Here is an 18,685-nt window from a genome sequence, read left to right as displayed (position 1 = left end):
GTCAGCCTCCGATCAACACGGTCGGGACGCCCGCCACCACCGGCGCACCGCAACCCGCCGGGTCGCCCTGGCGCAGCGCGCCGCGCCCCCCGACGAGCACCGTCGCGGAGCCCTTGGTGAACGGCGACGGCGGATGCGCGGCGGGCGGCGGGAAGGCGCACGCGTGCATGTCGCCCTGCACCGCGGCGGGCAGCCCACCGATCAACACGGTGGGCACGCCGGGTCCCGCGACCATGCCGGGATGGCCGGTGGGATCGGTGACGCGTGCTGCTGCGGGCACGGCTGCCTCCTTGGCGGGTGGTTCGGTGTACTCGGGATGCGGGAGCACGGGGAGTTCGGCGACGAAAGCAAGGCGGGCGCGGTCAGTTGATCTTCACCAGCGCACCCTGGATGCTGCACGTGGCGGCGGCCCGCACGTCCGCGCGCGTCGCGTTCACCGCCAGGCCGTTGCCGGCCTTGACGCTCACGTCCAGGCCGCTCACGTCCACCGAGCGGGTGCCGGCGACGGTCACCGCGCCGGACGCGGTCAGCGAGATCTTCGCGGCGCCGCCGGCCACGGACAGGGTGATCCCGTCGACCGCGATCTCGATCGAGTGGCCCAGCGCGTGGGACAGGGTGATCGACTGCACGAGGTCGTCGATGACCACCTCGTGACCCACCGGGGTGCGGATGACCCGCTTGCTCACCGAGTCGATGGGCAGATCCACCGGAGGACGCGAGGTCATCGTCCACAACCCGCCCAGCACGTACGGCTCGCGTACGTCGCCGTTGCGAAACGCCACGAGCACCTCGTCGTCCGGCTGTGGCATGAACCACACCCCCGAGCCGTCGCCCGCCACCGTCGCGCACACCCGCGCCCACGGCTCGACCCCCGGCAACCACGCGTACTTGACCTGCACCCGCCCGGCTCCGGTCAGGTCCAGGTTGTCCACCACCGTGGCGGGCGCCACGCCGGTCACCCGCGGACTGTCGGACTCGTGGATGTCGTCGAGGGCGTCGAAGAGCGGTTCGAACATGCCGGTCCTCCCAGGGATCGAGCGGTGCGTCGAAAACGGATCGGGGCAAGGACGAACGGGCCGCTCGGCGCAGGCGACACGCAAGCGGCCCCATCGGCTCACGAGTTGGGCGCCGGGAGCGACAACAGCCCGCCCTGGACCCGCACCGCGCCCTGCGACGCGGGCGGGACGGCGCCGAACCAGATCTCCTTGCGCAGGTCGAACGAGGTGCGATAGCCACCGCCGTCGAGGGTGTGCTGTGCCGACACCACCCGCCACAGGCCGCCGAACGTCTCCCCGACGCCCTCGATCCGCAACACCCGCCCGGCGCTGATCCGCGGGTCGCCCACGCACGAACCACTCGCGGTGGTACGCCGGTTCAGCCTCGGCAGCAGCTTGGACACGATCAGCCGCGGGGCGGTGGCGATGGTCACCGGCTCGTCCACCAGGAGCACCTCGCGGGCCGCCGCCTTGCCCGCGACGGGCAACCCGAATCCCGGGGTCACCTCGATGGTGAGCGCCTGCCGGTCCCAGTCGTAGCCGACCGAGACGGTCAGTTCCAGCCGCACCTCGGGCCGCCACACCCGCACCGACACCCGGGCGACTTGGCCGACCGTACTGATCCGCGGGGTGAACTCCATCAGCGAACGCCCATGACGCAACGTCACATCGGAGGAGAGGTTGCCGGCGGGCGACATCAACCGGAGTACGAAACCGGACGGCTCGCCGTCGTGCTCGACGATCAGCTCCCACGCGTTCTCCAGGGCGATCTTCTTCAGGAAGTCCAGCGTGGTCTCCGACTGTTGCCGACGCACCACGCGCTGACGCATGCTCGGGTCCTCCGCCGAGGCCACCACGTCCACCACACCCAGCGCGGCGGACAGGAACGCGCCCAGCGGATCGAGCAGCGGGATCATGCCGTGCTCGACCGCGAGCACCGGCGCCACCACCGGATCCGGCAACGGAAACACCCCCAGCTTGGGCACCGGCACACCGAACCAGCGCGCGGGCGAGGCGGTGGCGAGCCGGGTGCGCCGGTCCTGCGCGACCACCCGCAACATCGGCATCCCGTCGGACGGGAAGCTCGCCTCGGTGCCGACCACTTCGCCGGTGAACAACCGACGCGGCTCGTCCGGCGCGTAGCCCAGCGCGATGCCCACCTCGGTGTCCAGGCGGAACAGCGGGTCGTCGAGCCAGCGCAGACCCTCGTTGGCAAGCGAGATCTCCAGGCGGTCGGCGTCGCCCATGCCGGTCTGGCACGTCACACCGGTGACCGAGCCGCGCAACGCCGCCGGCGCCGGTCGGCCGGCGAAGCGCAGCCGCATCTCCGGGGCGTACTGCGGAAATGCGCTCATGCCGGCACCTCCCGGGGCGGCGCGTCGAAGACCTCGTTCGTGGCCGGATCCCGATACGGCAGGCGGGGCAGGTGCAGCGTCGCGCCGACCGGCAACACCCGCGGATCGTCCAGGCCGTTGTGCAGCGCGATCGGCCGCCACGCGGACGCCGACCCGTACTCGCGCCAGGCGATCAGTTGCAGACTCTCCCCGGCCACCACGGTATGCGCCTTGGTGTAGTCCGAGGTCTGCCGCTTGACCTCCTTCGCCTCCATGTCCACGTTGCGGAACTCGCCGAAGGAGACCGTCAGTCGGGCCCGCACCGGGGTGCCGTCCGGCTTGAACATCACGAACTTCTGCGCGACCCGGGTCAGCACACACGTGAAGGTCAGACTCGACCACGCGAACACCAGCGGCGGTGGCGCGTGCAGCGTGGGATCGATGTCCATCAGATCCACGATCCGGCGGACCAGGATCCGCACATCGCTGCCCGCACCCGCCTGGTCGTTCGCCTCCAACGCGTCGAGGAACAGCTCCATCTCCAGCGTCTGCGCGTTGCCGTGCACGAACTGCACGACCGGCGCGGACAGTCCCGGCACCGGGAGTTGGGCGTAGGTGGTCTCCCGGTTGACCGTGTAGTCCTCCGGGTTGAACAACACGCGGGTACGCGCACCGGTGACGGTGTTGGTGATCGTCGCGCGTTCCATCACGGTCATCGGCTCCACCCCCGACGTTCCCGGCGGGCGAGCACCCGGCGGTCGATCTCCCGGACCACCCCGTCCACCAGGCGCGGCAGGTCGGCCGAGGTGAGCGCGGGCGCCGCCGTGCCGTGGGCGGATGTCGGCTCGGACCGGCCGCGCACCGATCCGTCGGCCGGCGCGGGCCGCCGCTCGGCCGCGTCCGGGGCCGACAGCGGGCGGCCGGGCAGCACGAACGTCAATCCGCCGCGGGGCCCGCCGATCCGGCCGGGCAGGGCGGCCGGCGCCCCAGCACGCGCCGGCGCGCCGGGATGCCCCGGCTCCTCGATCCGTCGACCGTGGCCGGCCCCCTGCTCGTACAACTCCCGCGTCACGCGCGCACGTTCGGCAACCGCCCGGCCGGTTCCGGCGAAGGCGGTACGCAACACCGGCGCGGGCAACCGGCCCGACCCGCCGGGCGGCGACCCGGACCACCCACCGCCCGGCGGCCCGGCCAGGGCGATCATCCGCGGCACGCTCACCCGCACGTCCAGTCGTACGTGTGCGCAGCGCCGGATGTCCGGAGCGGGCACGGACGCCGGGCGCGGTGCGCGCTGGGGCACCGGGCGCGGCGGCGTGTGCAGCACGAGAGCGATCCCGGGCAACCGGGCCTCGTCCCGGCCCGCCGCACGGCGACCGGCGATCGCCTCGGCCCGGGCCCGGATGCCGGCGAGCATCGACGCCGCGGCCGATCGCACCGGCCAACGGGTCGAGGGTGCGCGCGCTCCCGTGAGGGTCACGGTCCTCTCCTCTCGCGATGTGGTCTCGCGGTGTGCGGTGTGAGTGCTTGGTGGGGGGCTTCGAGTTGCTTGGTTGGGGCGCCTGGTGTGGACGCTCGGTGTGGGCGCTCGGTTGGCGTGCTTGCCGGGATGCCTGATGTGCGGTGCCCGGTGTGCGGTGTGCGGTGTGCGGTGTCGGGTGTCGGGTGTCGGGCGCTCGATGCCCGGCGGGTGCTGCCCCACGCGTTCCGCGCCGCTACGGTGCCTCGTTCAGTCGTTGGTTGATGGCCGACACCCGTTCCACCCACCGCCTGCGTTCGGCGTGGTCGAGGCCCATCAGCTCGGCGTGCGACCAGTGCAGGTGGTAGGCGACGAAGGCGATCTCCTCCCTCAGCCGATCGACCGGATATCCACGGATCCCCCCAGGCGCTCGTGGCCCGTGCGGACCTCCTCGCCGCAGTTCGGACAGCTCCCGTCCGCCGAACCGACCGGCTCGTCCACGGTGTTGATCCGGTTGTAGAGCTCCTGGAGATGCGCCAGGTCGGCGGCGAACAGGGTCTCGATGGTGCGCGGCGTCACCGTCTCGACGCCGCCCACCCGGGTGACGACCCGGCTGAGCAGGATCACCGAGAGGTACGCCGGGTTGCGCTGCACACGCGGGTCGGCCAACGGCAGGATCTCGTCGGCGGCGGTGGCGAGCCGCATCGTGCCGTCGCGATGCAGCGCGCCGTCCTCGCCGAGCAGCCCGATCGGCAGGGTGAAGTCGTGTTCGATCTGAAGCATGCTCACTGCACCCGCACCAGGCCCTCGTGGACCAGTTCGAGGGTCTCGATCGCGATGTCGTCCGACTCGGCGGTCAACGCCGGTGCCATGTACTTGGTCGGCCAGGCCCGGACGAAGTTCCACCGCGACGTGACCACACCGCGCCGGTCCAGCAGCAACACCGCGCCGTTGCGCCGCAGGATGTCGCCCTCGACGATCTGCTGATGCCACTCGTACAACTCGGTGTCGGTGGTCATGCCCCACTTGAGCACGATGTTGGCGTACTTCGCCTGACCGGGGAACTTGTACGGCGTGATGTTCCAACCGCCCTCGCGGTGTTCCAGCACCTCCACCGTCGCGTCGAGGCCGCTCACCTCGTGGAACCCGACCCGGATGATGCCGTCGAGTTCGACCTTGAAGTTGAAATTGACAAAGGGATCCTGAATATCGCCCGTGCTCACGGCGTCCTCCGCTGCCTGTCCGTTGCCGATCGTGGGTCCCCCGGGCGCGCCTGCCCGCGGGCCCGGGTACGCGCCGCCGCGCGGCCTGCCGCTACGGTTCGCTCACCTCCGCACCGCCGTCCCAGATGCCGATCCGGACCACGATGAACTCCGCGGGATACACCGGCTGTACACCGATCTCCAGGTAGAGCAGCCCGAGCTTGCGGGTGCTCGGCGGATTCAACGCCTCGTCGATACGGACGAAGAAGGCGTCCTTGGCCTTGGCCCCGAAGAGCGCGCCGTCCCGCCAGACCCGGGTGAGGAACTCGGTGAGCGTGTGCCTGAGCCGGCCCCACAACTCCAGGTCGTTGGGCTCGAACACGGCGCCGCGCAGGCCCTCCTGGATCGACTCCTCCAGGAACAGGAACAACCGCCGCACGTTGATGTACTGCCAGTTGCGGTCCCCCGTCGTGGTCCGCGCACCCCACACCACCGGCGATCCGCGCCCGGGCAGAATCCGCAGCGCATTGACGCCGTCCGGATTGAGCAGGCCCTGATCGGCGTCCCCGAGCCGGCGTTCGAGCCCGAGCGCACCCGCGATGCCGACATTGGCCGGGGCCTTGTGCACGCCGCGAGTCGCGTCGGTGTGCGCATAGATCCCGGCGATGTGGCCGGACGGCGGCTGAAGCACCACCGCCGCCTTGGCCGGATCGCGAAGCTGGATCCACGGGTAGTACAGCGCCGCGAAACCCTTGTCCAACGCCCCGGTGAGCTGCGCGCGTTGCGCCTTGACGGTGACCACGTCGATGCCCGGCGCACTGTCCAGGATCGCGAACCGGTCGTGGAGCGACTCGCAGTGCTCCACGATCGCCCGCTGCGCGCCGACATCGGTACACCCCGGGGCCAGCACGAGCGAGATCTCGTCGATCGGCCGCAACAGCCTCAGGTGCTCGTCGATCCGGCCCGCCACATCCGCCCAGGACGTGGCCGGATCGTCGGCGACCGCACCCGCCAACACGTACGTCCCGGCCCCGGGCCGCGGATCGCCCGCCGGCGTCGGGGCGTTCGGGGAGAGCACGATCCGCAGGTAGCCCTTGGGCACCACCGGGCCGCCCCACCAGCGCGGATGCGACGGTGTCGTGGACAGGTTCGGGTACGTGGCCGCGCTGCCGTCGCGGTCGGTGACGGTGAGGTCGAACTCGGCCGTGGCCACCCGGGTGGGCGCGGCCAGCTTGTACACCTTGGTGAGCGGCCGGCGCAGGGTCAGCGCGTCGTTGCCGACCGCGGCGACGACGCCCCACTCGGTGTTGGTGCCGTCGCCGATCCGCACCGACGAGCCGACCGGGACCAATGGACGCAACGCGATGCCGGCCGGCACCACCAACCGCAACACCGTGTCCCCGGCGGCCACGTCGTCCGAGGTGATCGTGCCGCCGACGAAGTCGGTCGCGCCGGACAGCCCCGTGTCGAGCACGATCGTGTCCGGCGCCTGCACCGACTTCACCCGCAGCGTCCGAGTCTCCGCGCCCTTGGCCACGATCACCCGTTCACCGGCCGCCAGACCGTCGACCGCGTTCACCGTGAGTACCCGCCGAGTGGCATCCACGGCGGTGATGTTCGCCGTCCCGCGCACCACCGGCAGATCCGTCCCGGCACCCGCCGCCGTCAACGCCGCGGCCAGCGCACTCGAATCCGCGACCCGGACCGAACCACCCGCCCCGTCCGGGCCGTCGAGCAGCGCCACCGCCCGGGCCACGGCCGGCGCACCCGCCGCGCGACCGGGCAGATCGACACCGGCGGGTGTGGCGGTGCCCACCCGCACCACGAAGCACTGGGTGCCGCCGTTGCGGAAGAACCCGTCCACCGCGAGCGGCAGGTAGTAGGGCACGTCGCCGCCGTCCACGGGCGGCCCGAACTGCGCGGTGAACGCATCCGGGCTGGTCACCAGGATGGGTTCGGCGATCGGCCCCTGCGCGCTGATGCCGATGAACGCCGCGACGCTGGTCGACACGCCCTGGATGGGCGCGGCGGGCTCGGTCTCTTCGATGTAGACGCCGGGGTACGAGACCTGCACGGCCATGGCGGGTGTCCTCTCAGGTGAAGCGCAGTTCGATCAGCGCGTCGGGTGATCCGGGGACGTGGACCGCACCCGGTGCGGGCGGCGGCAGTCCGGCGGCGGTGACCCGGGCCAGGTAGGCACCCGGTCGCAGGCCGACGAGCACGAAGCGGCCGTCCTCGCCGCTGCGCACCCGGGCCACCTCCCGACCCGCCGGGTCCTCCAGCACCACGTCCGCGTCGGCCACCGGGACCGCAGGCACCGCAGGCCCCCCGGTGGCGTCGAGAACGAGGCCGCCCACATCGGCGAGTCGCTCGACGGGCCCGACACCGCCTCCGGGCAACCCGACACCGCCTCCGGGCAATCCGCCGGCGTAGGCGTCGTAAGACGCCAGCACCGTGTGCACGACGCCGTCGAGCCGCCGGTCCGGCTCCGGAACCGGCATCGTGACGATCAGATAGACGGCGGGCCGCCAGGACGTGGCCCGGCCGACCGTGCCCCAGAACTCGGCGAGCTTGCCGAAGCCTTCCGGCGGCACCACCTCCACCGGCAGCTCCGCCTCGCGCAACGTCGAAGGCAGCTTGACCAGTTGCTCGGGCGTCAGGATCGCCGACGCGACCAGCGGGTCGGCGTCGAGCAGGACCGCCAGGATCGCACCGAGCACCGTGTGCTCCTGCTCGGTGGCGGGTATCTGGGCGCTGTCCTTGGCCGCGTTCCACGCCGTGATCAGGTAGTGGCAGCGGATCCGCGCCGGTTCGCGGCGCTCCACGATCCCCACGCCGGAGGTGACCCGCCGCCGGATGTTCATCCGCATGTGCCGGTCCTCGCGCAGGTCGACCAGCGCACAGTTGACCCACACCCCGGTGCTCGCACCCACCCGCTGCCGCCAGTCGTCGTCCGGCGGCTGAAACCCGATCCGCGCACTCGTCAGCCCGGGCACACCCGCGACCAGGGTCTCCCGAATGATCAGGTCGAGGACATCGATCACGGCGACGTCTCCCGCACCGCGATGGTCGGTCGGCGCCCGGTCATCCGCTCGAACAGGGCGGCCATGAGCGCGAGGTTGTCGATCGTGTGCGGACCGGCCTTCGGCATGATGATGTGCGCTTCGTCGTATGCGACCAGGTCCCGCCAGACCTGGTCGTACTCCTTCGAGCCCAACTCGGCCACGTTCTTGATCTCGTAGGTGCCGAGGTCGCCGATGCGAGGCCTGTCCCCCGCGTCGTGGCGCTGCCGATGGGTCACACCGCCGAGACCGGCGTCCTCCTTGACGGCCCGTTCGAGGTCGTGCCCTCGCGATTGCGCGGTGGCACCGCTCACGGGAGCGACGCGGCTGCCCAGGGGGTCGTGGAAGACGAACACCCGGGCGTCCGAGTTCGTCACCACACCCGTGTGTCGATCCACCGCCGCGGGCTTGAGGTCCTTCAGGCCGCGCAGCGACGGCCGTCGAGCCTTGGGGTCGAACGGCGCGTTCGGATCCTGCCGGGCGGCCTTCTTGGCGGCCTTGACCGATTTCGGCACGCTGATCGTTCCGGGCACGCCGGAGATTCCGGAGCCACCTGAGCCACCGGGCGCGGTGGCCACAGGCGACTGGACCTTGATCGTCACCGACTTCGTCGCCGCCGTGCCGACCTCCTCGGACACCGTGTTCGAGGCGTCCGTCACCGTCTTCGTCGGCGCGGCGGGCTTGGCGGGCTTGGCGGGCTCGGCGGGCTCGGCCGCCTTCTTCGCTGCCGCGGCCTCCTTGGCAGCCGCCTTCTTGGCAGCCGTAACTTCCTTGGCAGCCGCCCTCTTCTTCGCCGCCGCTTCCTTGGCCGCCGCCCTCTTCTGCGCCGTGGCAACCTTCCTGGCGACCGCCGCGTCGGCCTTCGACTTCGCAGCCGCCTTCTTCGCGGATGTCGAAGTCGGCGTCCCGAGTGCGGGTTCAGTCACCGCCGGCGCGTGGGTGGTCTCCCCGACCGGCGTCTTGTCGGCCGGGGCCTTCATGGCGGCGGTCTTGGGCGTCGTCGCCTTCCCACCCGGACTGGCCTGCCCCGGCGCGGCGTTCACCGAGCCGGTGCCCGCGGTCTCCGGTGTTCCCGCCGCCGGCACGCCCGCACCGACAGTCGTCGTGTTCGGGATCGCCGCCGCGGAGGGCCCCTCGCCGGCGCTCTTCTCGGTCCCGGGCCTCTTGGCGCCGAGCTTCGCGGTCACGACCTTCTTGGTCCCGGGCTTCACGGTCCCGGGCTTCGCGGTCGTGGGCTTCGGCGCGGCGGCCGGCAGGGCGGGGGTCGGCAGGGCGGGGGTCGGCGGCGGGACGACGTGCGCGGTCCCGGGCGGCGCCGGGACCGCCGACGGAGTGTGTGCCGGTTCCGGCGCCCGGCCGGCCTGTGTCCTGCTCCCGGACGGTTGCCCGGCAGTGGTCGAATCCCGCTTGCCCACGCCGGGCCCGTCACCGGGGCCACCCGCCGCCGGCTGCCCGGCGCCGGACCCGGCCCGACGGCTTGCCGCGGCCTGGAGGAGAACCTGGTGCAGGAGGGCCAGAACGGCCTTCGCCAGGTCCTTCGCATCCTGCTTGAGCGCGGCGTCCCGGTCCGCTCCGGGCGCCCGCGCGCGGTCCTGCGCGATCCGCTCCACCAACGGTTCGAGGGTCACCGCCGCCAACGCCAGGTCGATCAGCACCCGGGCGATCTTCTTGTTGGCGCCTCCCGCCCTCATCCCGGCCACGGTGAGCACCGCAGCGACCACGGCCGTCCAGAATTCTCTGGTCGGCGGTCGGCCGTGCGGAATCTTGTCGTAGGCGACCAGGATCGCCCTGACGGCACCGAGGACATTCACCGTGGCAAGCAGGGTCTTGACCGCCTCGACGTCGAGGGCCGTAAGCACGGTCTTCGCGCCGAGTTGCCCGAAGATCTCGTACAACTCGCGGTCCGTGAACAGGTCGTCGTTCACCGGCTTCGTGGTCCCGAGCGTCTCGTCGTACTTCTTCTCGAGCCAGTCGCCGGCCGAGGTCACCAGGGACGAAACGGCGGGCGAACGGGTGGTCGCGTCGTACAGTTCGGCTGCCTTGGCACGGTCGCGCAGCGCGTCGAACACCGGCCTCCCGGTCAGGACGTCGGACGCGGCCCGCAACCGCGCCTTGTTCGCGGGGCTCAGGTCGAGATCCGACGTCAGGTCGTCGACGCCGCGCTGTCCCAGATCGTGCACGCTGTATCCGAACCCGACCAGGGTGTCGACGATCCCGGCGCCCTCGAGCAGGACACCCTCCACCACACCCAGGTTCCGCATGTCCGAGGCACGGTTCTCCGCCTTGAGGCGGGCGATCTCCGGGTCCTCCTCGTCCTTCGGCGCCCGGGACACGCCGGGCGCGGTGCCGCCGCCGACGGACGCGGACAGCCCCGCCGCCGCGCGCGCCCCCGCGCTGTGCGCGGCGCCCTCGGCGGCGCTGCCGGCGGGATGCACGCCGTCCGTCCCCGGCCGCGCGCCACCGCGCCGTTGCTGCACCACGTGCGCCAGTTCGTGGCCGATCAGCGCCCGGCCGGCGTCCGAGTGCGGGTCGTAGCGGCCCGGTCCGAACACGACGTGCCTGCCCACCGCGTACGCCTTCGCGTCCAGTCGCTCGGCGGACGCCGCCGCCTCCGCGTCGGTGTGCACCACCACCTCGCCCAGCGATGTACCGAACGAGCGCTCCATCGCGCCGCGCACCGAAGCGTCCAGCGGCCGGGCCCGCCCGGTGCGCGACTCCAGTGCGGCGGGCAGGTGCGACCCGGTGCCGCCGCCCGCCTTGGTTCCAGGGCTCATCACACCACCCCGAGCGCGGCGGGGGCCTGCGGGGAGGGCCCGATCTTGTCGTACTCGCGCGCCATCGCACGCAGCACCGCGGCCCGGTCCACGACCCGCCCGTCGGCCGCCGCCAGATGTGCCGCCGCGACCGCGACGTTGTGGATGTGGCCACCGGAAAGCGGGTAGTCGTCGGCGAGTTCGACCAGGTCCACGTCCGCGTGGCGGGGCAGCGCGGGCGGCCAGACGCCCTGCCAGATCCGTCGCCGCTCGGCGGCCTCGGGGAACGGGAAGTGCACACAGTAGGTCAGCCGCCGCAGGAACGCGTCGTCCATGTGGTGCAGCAGGTTCGTGGCCAGCACCGCGAGCCCGTCGTGCTCCTCCAACCGCTGGAGCAGGTAGGCCACTTCCAGGTTGGCGTAGCGGTCCCGCGCGTCGTGTACCTCGCTGCGCTTGCCGAACAGCGCGTCGCACTCGTCGAACAGGAGCACCGCGTCGGTGCGCGCGGCGGCGGTGAACACCGCGTCCAGGTTCTGCTCGGTCTCGCCGATGTACTTCGACACCACCGAGGCCAGGTCCACCCGGTACAGCGGCAACCCGAGCCGGCCCGCGACCAGCCGGGCGGCGAGCGTCTTGCCGGTGCCGCTGGGCCCGGCGAACAGCACCGACACCCCGCGTCCCTGGCCCGGCCGCGCGGCGAACCCGTGCCCGTCGAGCACCGTGCGATGGGCCGTCAGATGCGCGCACACGTCGTGCAGCCGCTCGCCGACCTCGGTCGGGACGATCAGCGCCGACCAGTCCTGTGACGTGCCCAACCGCGAGGCGAGTCGGCCCAGTTCGCCGCCGGTGACCTGCGCGGCCACCTCGGCCGCCTCGATCGGGGTGGTGTGCGGGACGCCGTCCGCCCCGGCCCGCCCGCGGGCCCGGGCGGCGACCGCATCCAGGGTGTGCCGCAGCTCGGGGCCGGCGAGGTGGGTCCAGCCGGCCAACGGATCGGCCCCGGCGCCGCCCGTGACGTGCACGCCCCGCTCGGCCAGCGCGGCGGTGAGGCCGCCCGGGCCGCCCGCCGACGGCGTACACCGCACGGGCAGCGAGACCACCCGTTCGGCCGGCACATCGGGCCCGGCCGGCGCGAGCGAGTCGGGGCCACCGATCACGATCGTGTGGGTGAACCGCTCCCACACCGACGCGGGCGGCGTCAGCGCGTGGGCGTCCACCACGAGCACGGCCTCCCGCAGGAGCGCCTCGGCGGCCAGTCCGCGCACCAGGGCCGGGTCGGCCAGGGCCTCCGGCCGAACGGTCAGCGCCCGGCGTCCGGCCCGGGCTGCGCTCCACCAGGCCAGGTCCAGGCAGTGCGCCGGTGCCGCGCCGTACAGGTGGGTGAGCGTCGGGTCCTCCCCCGAGAGCCGGCCGACCAGCACCTCGGCGCTCTCCGGGTCGGCCACGCCCGCCGGTGCGTACGTGTCCAGGCTCGCGAACGGCGCCAGTTCGTCGGCGAGCCGGGCCACCCCGAAGATCCGCCGCAGCAGCACGGCCGAGGGCCGCACCGCGCTCGCATACGAGGGCCCGGAGCCGGTGCCGAGCGTCTCGATCAGCCCGCAGCGCGGCAGTGGTCCGGCCGAGGAGAGCCGGACCGCCACCGCCGCCCGATCCGCACCGCTCTCACAACACAGTCGGGCCAGCAGGTCGAGCGTCGGGTACGGCTGCCCGGGATCGCGGTGCAGCCACCCGATCACCCGACCGAACGCCGGATCCAGATCGGGCGCGAGCACCAGTGCCACGACGGCCAGGTCGAACGCGTCGAATCCGCGGCGGATCAGCGGCAGGGCGAGGTGTGCGGGCAACGGGGGGCCCGTTATCACGACGGCTTCCGGGGGCGGTTTGTCCGACAGCGCGTCGAGCACCTCGCCGTACGAGGGGTAGAGCCGCTCCAGCGAACTCTGCTCGGGCTGCCGGTCGATCGCCGCCACGGCTCGGGACAGCACGTCCGCGATCCACCGCTCCAGGTCGGAGAGGTCGGAAAGCGCGGATGCGCTCGAACCGATCGAAGCGTTGGCGGCCATGTCGTGATCCTTGATCACCGGGCGGGAGTGCGTCATCCACCCGACAGGACGATCTTTGCCGGCCGCAGGAGTAGATCCGCGGTGGACCGCCGGCGCCTCCTCCTCCACCCGAGGTGGAGAGCGACGTCCACCCCGTCGAGGCCGCGCCGCTCCTTGAAACGGCATCGAAGTCGGGTGCCGATCCCTGCAGGACGGGCATCGGCACCCGACTGCGGCACCGCAATCACCAGGCGGTGCAAGGCGGTTCGCACCACCGGCCCGCGAGCGCAGGCATCCGTCGGACACCGGCCGCCCGATGCCGCCGCCGGGCGCGCGGGCGCGCCCGGCGCGCTACCCGGGATCGACCCGGGGAGCGCTTCTACCCACCGTTGACGGGCTGTTCGCGGTCCGGCGCGCGCCGCGCGCGTACCGAGCGCAGCAGCGTCGCCGCCGCCTCGCGGTGCGGCACACCCAACTTGCGCAGTACCGCGTGCACATGGGTCTTGACCGTGGACAGGCCGATGGACAACTGCCGGGCGATCTCGTGGTTGCTCATCCCCTCGGCCATCAGGAAGAGGATCTCCCGCTCGCGCGCCGTCAGCGTCTCCGGCAGTGCGGAGACCCCGCGTTGCGGACCGATGGCCGGCGACTGCACGCGTTGCAGCAACAATGCGGCGATCCGCGGACTGCACGATGCCTCGCCGCGCACCGCGCCGACGATGGCCGCCGCGGTCTCCAACACGGAGTACTCCAGCCCGATGAAGCCCGCCACGCCGGCCTCCGCGGCGGTGATCACGTCGTCGCGCGATTCGTCCACCCCCAGTGCGATCAGTCGAGTCTCCGGCGAGCCGTGCCGGATCGCGCGGATCGCCGCGATGCTGTCGGGCGTCGCGAGGTCGAGCAGCAGTACCGAGGGCCGCAGGCGGCGCGCGCCGGCCACCGCCTCGGAGGCGGAGCCGCCCGAGCCGACCAGGCGCAACGCCGGTTCGTCGGCCAGTGCCCGCACGGTTGCTTCGCGATAGATCCGGACCGGGGTGATCACGACTACCTCGATCGCCGCACTCATCGGCTTCTCTCTGCCCCCCGCCGTCGAACGCTCGCCGGGCGATCGGCGCCACGGTCTCGCGAATCCCTCGCGCGGCGTGCCGCATCCGGCGACTGTGCCCATCGACCGTTGACCACAGACAGTAATCAATCGATCGCGCTAAGCGTAGCGTCGCCATCGACACCTCGCCACAAACCCCGGAACACCGGGCCCCGCGTGCGCAAAAGGCCGGCGCGGCGACGCAGCGCGAAGCCGGTGTCGCCGGCCGCGTCGCGACCGGCGACACCGGCCCACAGGCTCACGCGAGGGACTGCACCGGCCGCCGCGTCGTCGTCTCGATCTCACCCGCCGCCTTGTCCAGCAACTGCCGGGTCAGGTCGGTCAACGCCCGCGCGGCGGCGATCTCCTCGCCGACCTGCGGCTGATCGGGGTCGTCCGGGAACCGGCTCGCGTGCGCATGCGAGCGCAACTCCGTTCCGTCCCGCAGCCGTAGCAGGGCGGCGGCCTCGGTGCGCTTGCCGTCCTCCTTGAACTCCATCTCGATGTGCCATCCGACGATCTGCATGAGTGTCGCCTCCAAGCCCCCGGTCCGGTCGGTGCCGGCCGTGCCCCTCCGCACCGGCGTGGTGCGACCTGCCGCACCACGATGCTCCGCTCCTTCCGTCACCCCGATTCGTGTCCCGGGCCGCCTTCGACCCGGCCGCCCGTGGCCCGATCCCGGTCCGCCCGCTCGTCGACCGGCGGCGGTCCGGTCACCGTGACCCGGGCCGGGCGCAGCAGCCGATCGCCGACGCGGTAGCCCGGTGTGTGCACCACCGAACAGATCGGCGGATCCACTCCGGGCCGGACCCGATACGCCAACGCGTCGTGGAGGTGCGGGTCGAACTCGTCCCCGACCGTGCCGAACCCGCGCAGCCCCAGCGCCGCGAGCGAGTTCTCCAAGGCGTCCACGGCGGCGGCCACTCCCGGCGTCGACTCACCGGCGGCGCGGACCCGGTCGAAGTCGTCGATCGCCGGCAGCAGCGGCGTGAGCACATTGGCCAGCGCGACCTCGCGCACCGCCAGCCGATCCCGCCGTACGTGGGCACGATAGGCGTCGTAGTCGGCCCGGAGCCGCCGCAGTTCGTCCACGCGCTCGCTCACCTGCCCGCGCAGCGCCGCGATCTCGGCCAGCAGGGCGGCCAGGATCGGCGACTGCGGATGCCCGGCGGGGACCGGCAACAGTCCCGGGCCGGACGTGCTCCCGTTCACGCGGTCCCACCTCCCCGCTTGTCGTCGTCGACGATCTCGGCATCGACCACGTCGTCGTCGACGGTGTCACCGGCCGCGCCCGCTCCGGCCGCGCCCTCGGCGCCGGGCTGGGGATTCGCGTACATCGCGCTGCCCAGCTTCTGACTGATCGTGCCGACCTTCTCCGCGGCGTCGCGAATGGCGCTCAGGTCCTCGCCCTTGAGGGCGTCCTTCAGCTCGGTGAGCGAGGTCTCCACCTCGGTCTTCACGTCGGCCGGGACCCTGTCGCCGTTGTCCTTGATGAACTTCTCGGTGGTGTACACCAGTTGCTCGGCCTGGTTGCGGGTCTCCGCGGCCTCGCGGCGCTGATGGTCCTCCTCCGCGTGCGCCTCCGCATCACGCATCATCCGGTCGATGTCGTCCTTCGGCAGGCCGGAGCCGCCGGTGATGGTCATCGACTGCTCCTTGCCCGTACCTGTGTCCTTCGCGGACACGTGCACGATGCCGTTGGCGTCGATGTCGAAGGTGACCTCGATCTGCGGCAGCCCGCGCGGGGCCGGCGGCAGGCCGGTCAGCTCGAACATGCCGAGCTTCTTGTTGTAGGCGGCGATCTCGCGCTCGCCCTGGAACACCTGGATCTGCACCGACGGCTGGTTGTCGTCCGCCGTGGTGAAGATCTCCGAACGCTTGGTCGGGATCGTGGTGTTGCGCTCGATCAGCTTGGTCATGATGCCGCCCTTGGTCTCGATACCGAGAGACAGCGGCGTCACGTCCAGCAGCAGGACGTCCTTGACCTCACCCTTGAGCACACCGGCCTGGAGCGCGGCACCCACCGCGACGACCTCGTCCGGGTTGACGCCCTTGTTGGGCTCCTTGCCGTCGGTGAGCTCGCGGACGAGTTCGGTGACGGCCGGCATCCGGGTCGAGCCGCCCACCAGCACCACCTGGTCGACGTCCGAGACGGAGATGCCGGCGTCCTTGATCGCCGCGTGGAACGGCCCCCGGCAGCGCTCCAGCAAATCGACCGTCAACTGCTGGAACTGGGCACGGGTGAGCTTCTCGTCCAGGTGCAGCGGGCCCTCGGCCGAGGCCGTGATGTAGGGCAGGTTGATCGAGGTCTCGGTCGCGCTGGACAGCTCCACCTTGGCCTTCTCCGAAGCCTCGCGCAGCCGTTGGAGGGCCATCTTGTCCTTGGACAGGTCCACGCCGTGTGCGTTCTTGAACTGCTTGACCAGGTAATCCATCACTCGCTGGTCCCAGTCGTCACCGCCCAGATGGGTATCGCCGTGCGTCGCCTTGACCTCCACGACGCCCTCGCCGATCTCCAACAGCGACACGTCGAACGTGCCGCCGCCCAGGTCGAACACCAGGATCATCTGGTCGCGCGACTTGTCCAGGCCGTAGGCCAGCGCCGCCGCGGTGGGCTCGTTGACGATGCGCAGCACGTTCAGACCGGCGATCTCCCCGGCCTCCTTGGTGGCCTGCCGCTGGGCGTCGTCGAAGTACGCCGGGACCGTGACCACCGCGTCGGTGACCTTCTCGCCGAGGTAGGCCTCGGCGTCGCGCTTGAGTTTCTGCAGAACCCGCGCGGCGATCTCCTGCGCGGTGTACCGCTTGCCGTCGATCTCGCCGACGTCGGGAAAGTGCCACGAGTTGTCGCCCATGTGGCGTTTCACCGATCGTGCGGTGCGCTCGACGTTGGTCACCGCCTGGCGCTTGGCCACCTCACCGACCAGCACCTCGCCGTTCTTCGCGAACGCGACCACCGACGGTGTCGTGCGCGCACCTTCCGCATTCGTGATGACGGTGGGTTCACCGGCTTCGAGAACCGCGACCACCGAATTGGTCGTGCCGAGGTCGATACCGACCGGACGTGCCATGACGACGCTCCTCGTCGAACGTCGAGCGCTCCGGTGGCCGATCCCGCTGCGTGCCCCGGCACCTCCGGCGCCGCGACCGCCCCCGACCCACGGGCCCGCCACCGGGCACTCGTACCTAGCGGCCGTGCGGGTACTACCTCCGGAATATGACCCGCCTGCCCCCATGTCAACCGCAACCGTCCCGATCGCCACTCTCGCCCCACCAACGGTGACCGCACCCGCACGGCCGGTTGCCGAGGACGTCCCCCCTTCCCCGGCTCCGTCGCGCCGGCAGCCGGGGGCCGGCTGCCGCTCCGGGCCGGGTCCGTCGGGACGCGCACACCCATCGGTGAGCACACCGTCACCGTACGGAGGCGTCCTGCCGGGGTTCGGTTCGTCGAGGCGCGTGGGTGCTGCACACGTCGAGTGGAAGTCGTGGATCGTTCATCGCGTTCGGCTGGGCGGCGAGGCCGCCGAGGCGTTCCGCCGGCGGCGCCCGGATGCGGCCGGCTGCCGGGCCACGACCCGCAACTCCCGCGACCACGACGGCGAATGCCCGGGAGTTCGCGCCCGGGCGCAGCCAACTCGGTGGTGGACGGCGGTGGCCCTCGACATAATGCAGGGGCAATCTATTGCACGACGGCGATCCGATGCAGGACGTGTTCTCCATGCCCGCCGGGCACCACGGCCGGGACCGAGGACACGCCCCGGGGACGGCTTTCGCGTGGGGCGAGGGCCGCAGGCCGATCGCGTGGGCCGACCCTCGGCCTCCGATCGATCGGGCATCGGCTTCATCGACCGCCGTAGGCAAGGAGCGACACCGTGGTCTTTCCCCTTCCCCGTACGCTCGCGGCCCTGCGCGTCGCCCGAGAGGCCGCCCAGACCATTCGCAGAGCCGGGCGTCCTCGGCGGATCCGGCTCAAGTCCTCCGCCGCGGACCTGGTCACCGCGACCGATCTGCGGGTGGAGAAACTGGTCCGGGCCTGGCTGGGCAGCCACTATCCGCAGGACGCGGTGGTCGGCGAAGAGGGCGGCGGGCTGGCCGAGTTGGATCTGCGTCGGCCGACCTGGTTCGTGGATCCGCTCGACGGCACCACCAACTTCGCGCACGGACTGCCGCACTACGCGTGCGCGATCGCGTTCTGGGACGGCGAAAAACTCGCGCTCGGCGTGGTCGCCGACGCGACCCGGCGCCGCACCTACTGGGCCGAGGCCGGCCGCGGCGCCTACGAGGGCCGCAAGCGCCTGCGCGTATCCGACACCCGCACGCTGGGCCGTAGTGTGATCGCCACCGGTTTCCCGCCGTCCCGGGCCACCGATCCGGACAACAACCTGGCCGAGTTCCTGTCCGTGGTCAACGACACCCGTGACGTGCGCCGGTTGGGCTGCGCGGGCATCGACCTGTCGTGGGTGGCGGCCGGGCGCCTGGACGCGTACTGGGAACAGCGCTGCGGTCCGTGGGACTGGGCACCCGGCGCGATCCTGGTCCGCGAGGCCGGCGGGCGGGCCACCACGTTCGAGGGTGCCGACTGGAAGCCCGGTGACGGCGAGTTGGTGGCCTCCAACGGCGCCATCCACGACCGGCTGCTGCGCTCGTTCGCCCAGGCCAGGGCCGGCGCCGGGTTGCCCGCCCGGCCGATCGCGGCCTGACCCGGCGGCACGTCGGGACACCGCGGGGCCCGCGACCGGTGGTCGAGCACCGTTCGC

At 72.1% G+C, this 18,685-nt stretch carries 17 protein-coding genes; 1 reads left to right on the top strand and 16 read right to left on the bottom strand.

From position 1 onward, the window contains the following. Position 1: 1 nt before the first annotated feature. From ACFZBU_RS17390 to dnaK, 16 genes are all read right to left on the bottom strand, one after another. Entirely contained in the window at positions 2-280 is a 279-nt protein-coding gene (locus tag ACFZBU_RS17390; RefSeq protein ID WP_391584448.1) for a PAAR domain-containing protein, read from the bottom strand. 82 nt (positions 281-362) lie between these two features. Next, positions 363-1,016 carry a phage baseplate assembly protein V gene (locus ACFZBU_RS17385; protein WP_391584447.1) on the bottom strand — a complete coding sequence of 218 codons (654 nt, stop codon included), beginning with the start codon at positions 1,014-1,016 and terminating at the stop codon, positions 363-365. Between the two features lie 98 nt (positions 1,017-1,114). Beyond that, positions 1,115-2,350: a phage late control D family protein gene (locus ACFZBU_RS17380; RefSeq protein ID WP_391584446.1), complete on the bottom strand. Its 1,236-nt coding sequence runs from the start codon at positions 2,348-2,350 to the stop codon at positions 1,115-1,117. Beyond that, positions 2,347-3,045 (bottom strand): peptigoglycan-binding protein LysM, encoded by a 699-nt coding sequence (locus tag ACFZBU_RS17375; protein WP_391584445.1) that lies wholly within the window; start codon positions 3,043-3,045, stop codon positions 2,347-2,349. Before ACFZBU_RS17375 ends, ACFZBU_RS17380 begins: the two co-directional genes overlap by 4 nt. After that, a complete protein-coding gene (locus ACFZBU_RS17370; RefSeq protein WP_391584444.1) occupies positions 3,042-3,806 on the bottom strand; it encodes a hypothetical protein in 765 nt (254 codons plus the stop codon). The genes ACFZBU_RS17375 and ACFZBU_RS17370 overlap by 4 nt, the downstream gene beginning before the upstream one ends. A 235-nt stretch (positions 3,807-4,041) precedes the next feature. Beyond that, positions 4,042-4,125, bottom strand: a complete 84-nt coding sequence (locus tag ACFZBU_RS17365; RefSeq protein WP_391584742.1) for a hypothetical protein — start codon at positions 4,123-4,125, stop codon at positions 4,042-4,044. Between the two features lie 50 nt (positions 4,126-4,175). Continuing rightward, entirely contained in the window at positions 4,176-4,568 is a 393-nt protein-coding gene (locus tag ACFZBU_RS17360; protein WP_391584443.1) for a hypothetical protein, read from the bottom strand. A 2-nt stretch (positions 4,569-4,570) separates the two neighbouring features. Continuing rightward, positions 4,571-5,008, bottom strand: coding sequence for a phage tail protein (locus ACFZBU_RS17355; RefSeq protein WP_391584442.1), 438 nt, complete (start codon positions 5,006-5,008; stop codon positions 4,571-4,573). 91 nt (positions 5,009-5,099) lie between these two features. Beyond that, the gene (locus tag ACFZBU_RS17350; protein ID WP_391584441.1) at positions 5,100-7,067 is read right to left on the bottom strand and encodes a phage tail sheath family protein; all 1,968 of its coding nucleotides are present in this window, start codon (positions 7,065-7,067) and stop codon (positions 5,100-5,102) included. Positions 7,068-7,080: 13 nt separating this feature from the next. Beyond that, positions 7,081-8,031, bottom strand: a complete 951-nt coding sequence (locus tag ACFZBU_RS17345; RefSeq protein WP_391584440.1) for a Pvc16 family protein — start codon at positions 8,029-8,031, stop codon at positions 7,081-7,083. Further along, positions 8,028-10,823, bottom strand: a complete 2,796-nt coding sequence (locus ACFZBU_RS17340) for a DUF4157 domain-containing protein (protein ID WP_391584439.1) — start codon at positions 10,821-10,823, stop codon at positions 8,028-8,030. Before ACFZBU_RS17340 ends, ACFZBU_RS17345 begins: the two co-directional genes overlap by 4 nt. After that, on the bottom strand, positions 10,823-12,865 hold the full coding sequence (locus ACFZBU_RS17335) for an AAA family ATPase (RefSeq protein WP_391584438.1): 2,043 nt from the start codon (positions 12,863-12,865) through the stop codon (positions 10,823-10,825). The genes ACFZBU_RS17340 and ACFZBU_RS17335 overlap by 1 nt, the downstream gene beginning before the upstream one ends. Positions 12,866-13,223: 358 nt before the next feature. After that, positions 13,224-13,910 carry a LuxR C-terminal-related transcriptional regulator gene (locus tag ACFZBU_RS17330; RefSeq protein WP_391584437.1) on the bottom strand — a complete coding sequence of 229 codons (687 nt, stop codon included), beginning with the start codon at positions 13,908-13,910 and terminating at the stop codon, positions 13,224-13,226. 277 nt (positions 13,911-14,187) lie between these two features. Continuing rightward, entirely contained in the window at positions 14,188-14,454 is a 267-nt protein-coding gene (locus ACFZBU_RS17325; RefSeq protein ID WP_040876035.1) for a DUF1876 domain-containing protein, read from the bottom strand. Positions 14,455-14,552: 98 nt separating this feature from the next. Continuing rightward, the gene (gene grpE, locus ACFZBU_RS17320; RefSeq protein WP_391584436.1) at positions 14,553-15,140 is read right to left on the bottom strand and encodes a nucleotide exchange factor GrpE; all 588 of its coding nucleotides are present in this window, start codon (positions 15,138-15,140) and stop codon (positions 14,553-14,555) included. Further along, positions 15,137-16,999, bottom strand: a complete 1,863-nt coding sequence (dnaK, locus tag ACFZBU_RS17315; protein WP_391584435.1) for a molecular chaperone DnaK — start codon at positions 16,997-16,999, stop codon at positions 15,137-15,139. Before dnaK ends, grpE begins: the two co-directional genes overlap by 4 nt. Positions 17,000-17,800: 801 nt before the next feature. Here dnaK and ACFZBU_RS17310 point away from each other — a divergent pair. Next, entirely contained in the window at positions 17,801-18,628 is an 828-nt protein-coding gene (locus tag ACFZBU_RS17310) for an inositol monophosphatase family protein (protein ID WP_391584434.1), read from the top strand. Positions 18,629-18,685: the final 57 nt, after the last annotated feature.

The sequence above is a fragment of the Embleya sp. NPDC008237 genome, assembly GCF_042956465.1.
Classification (GTDB): Bacteria; Actinomycetota; Actinomycetes; order Streptomycetales; family Streptomycetaceae; genus Embleya.
The sequence above is the reverse complement of the archived record's forward strand: the minus strand, read 5'-3'. Positions and strand labels throughout refer to the sequence as shown.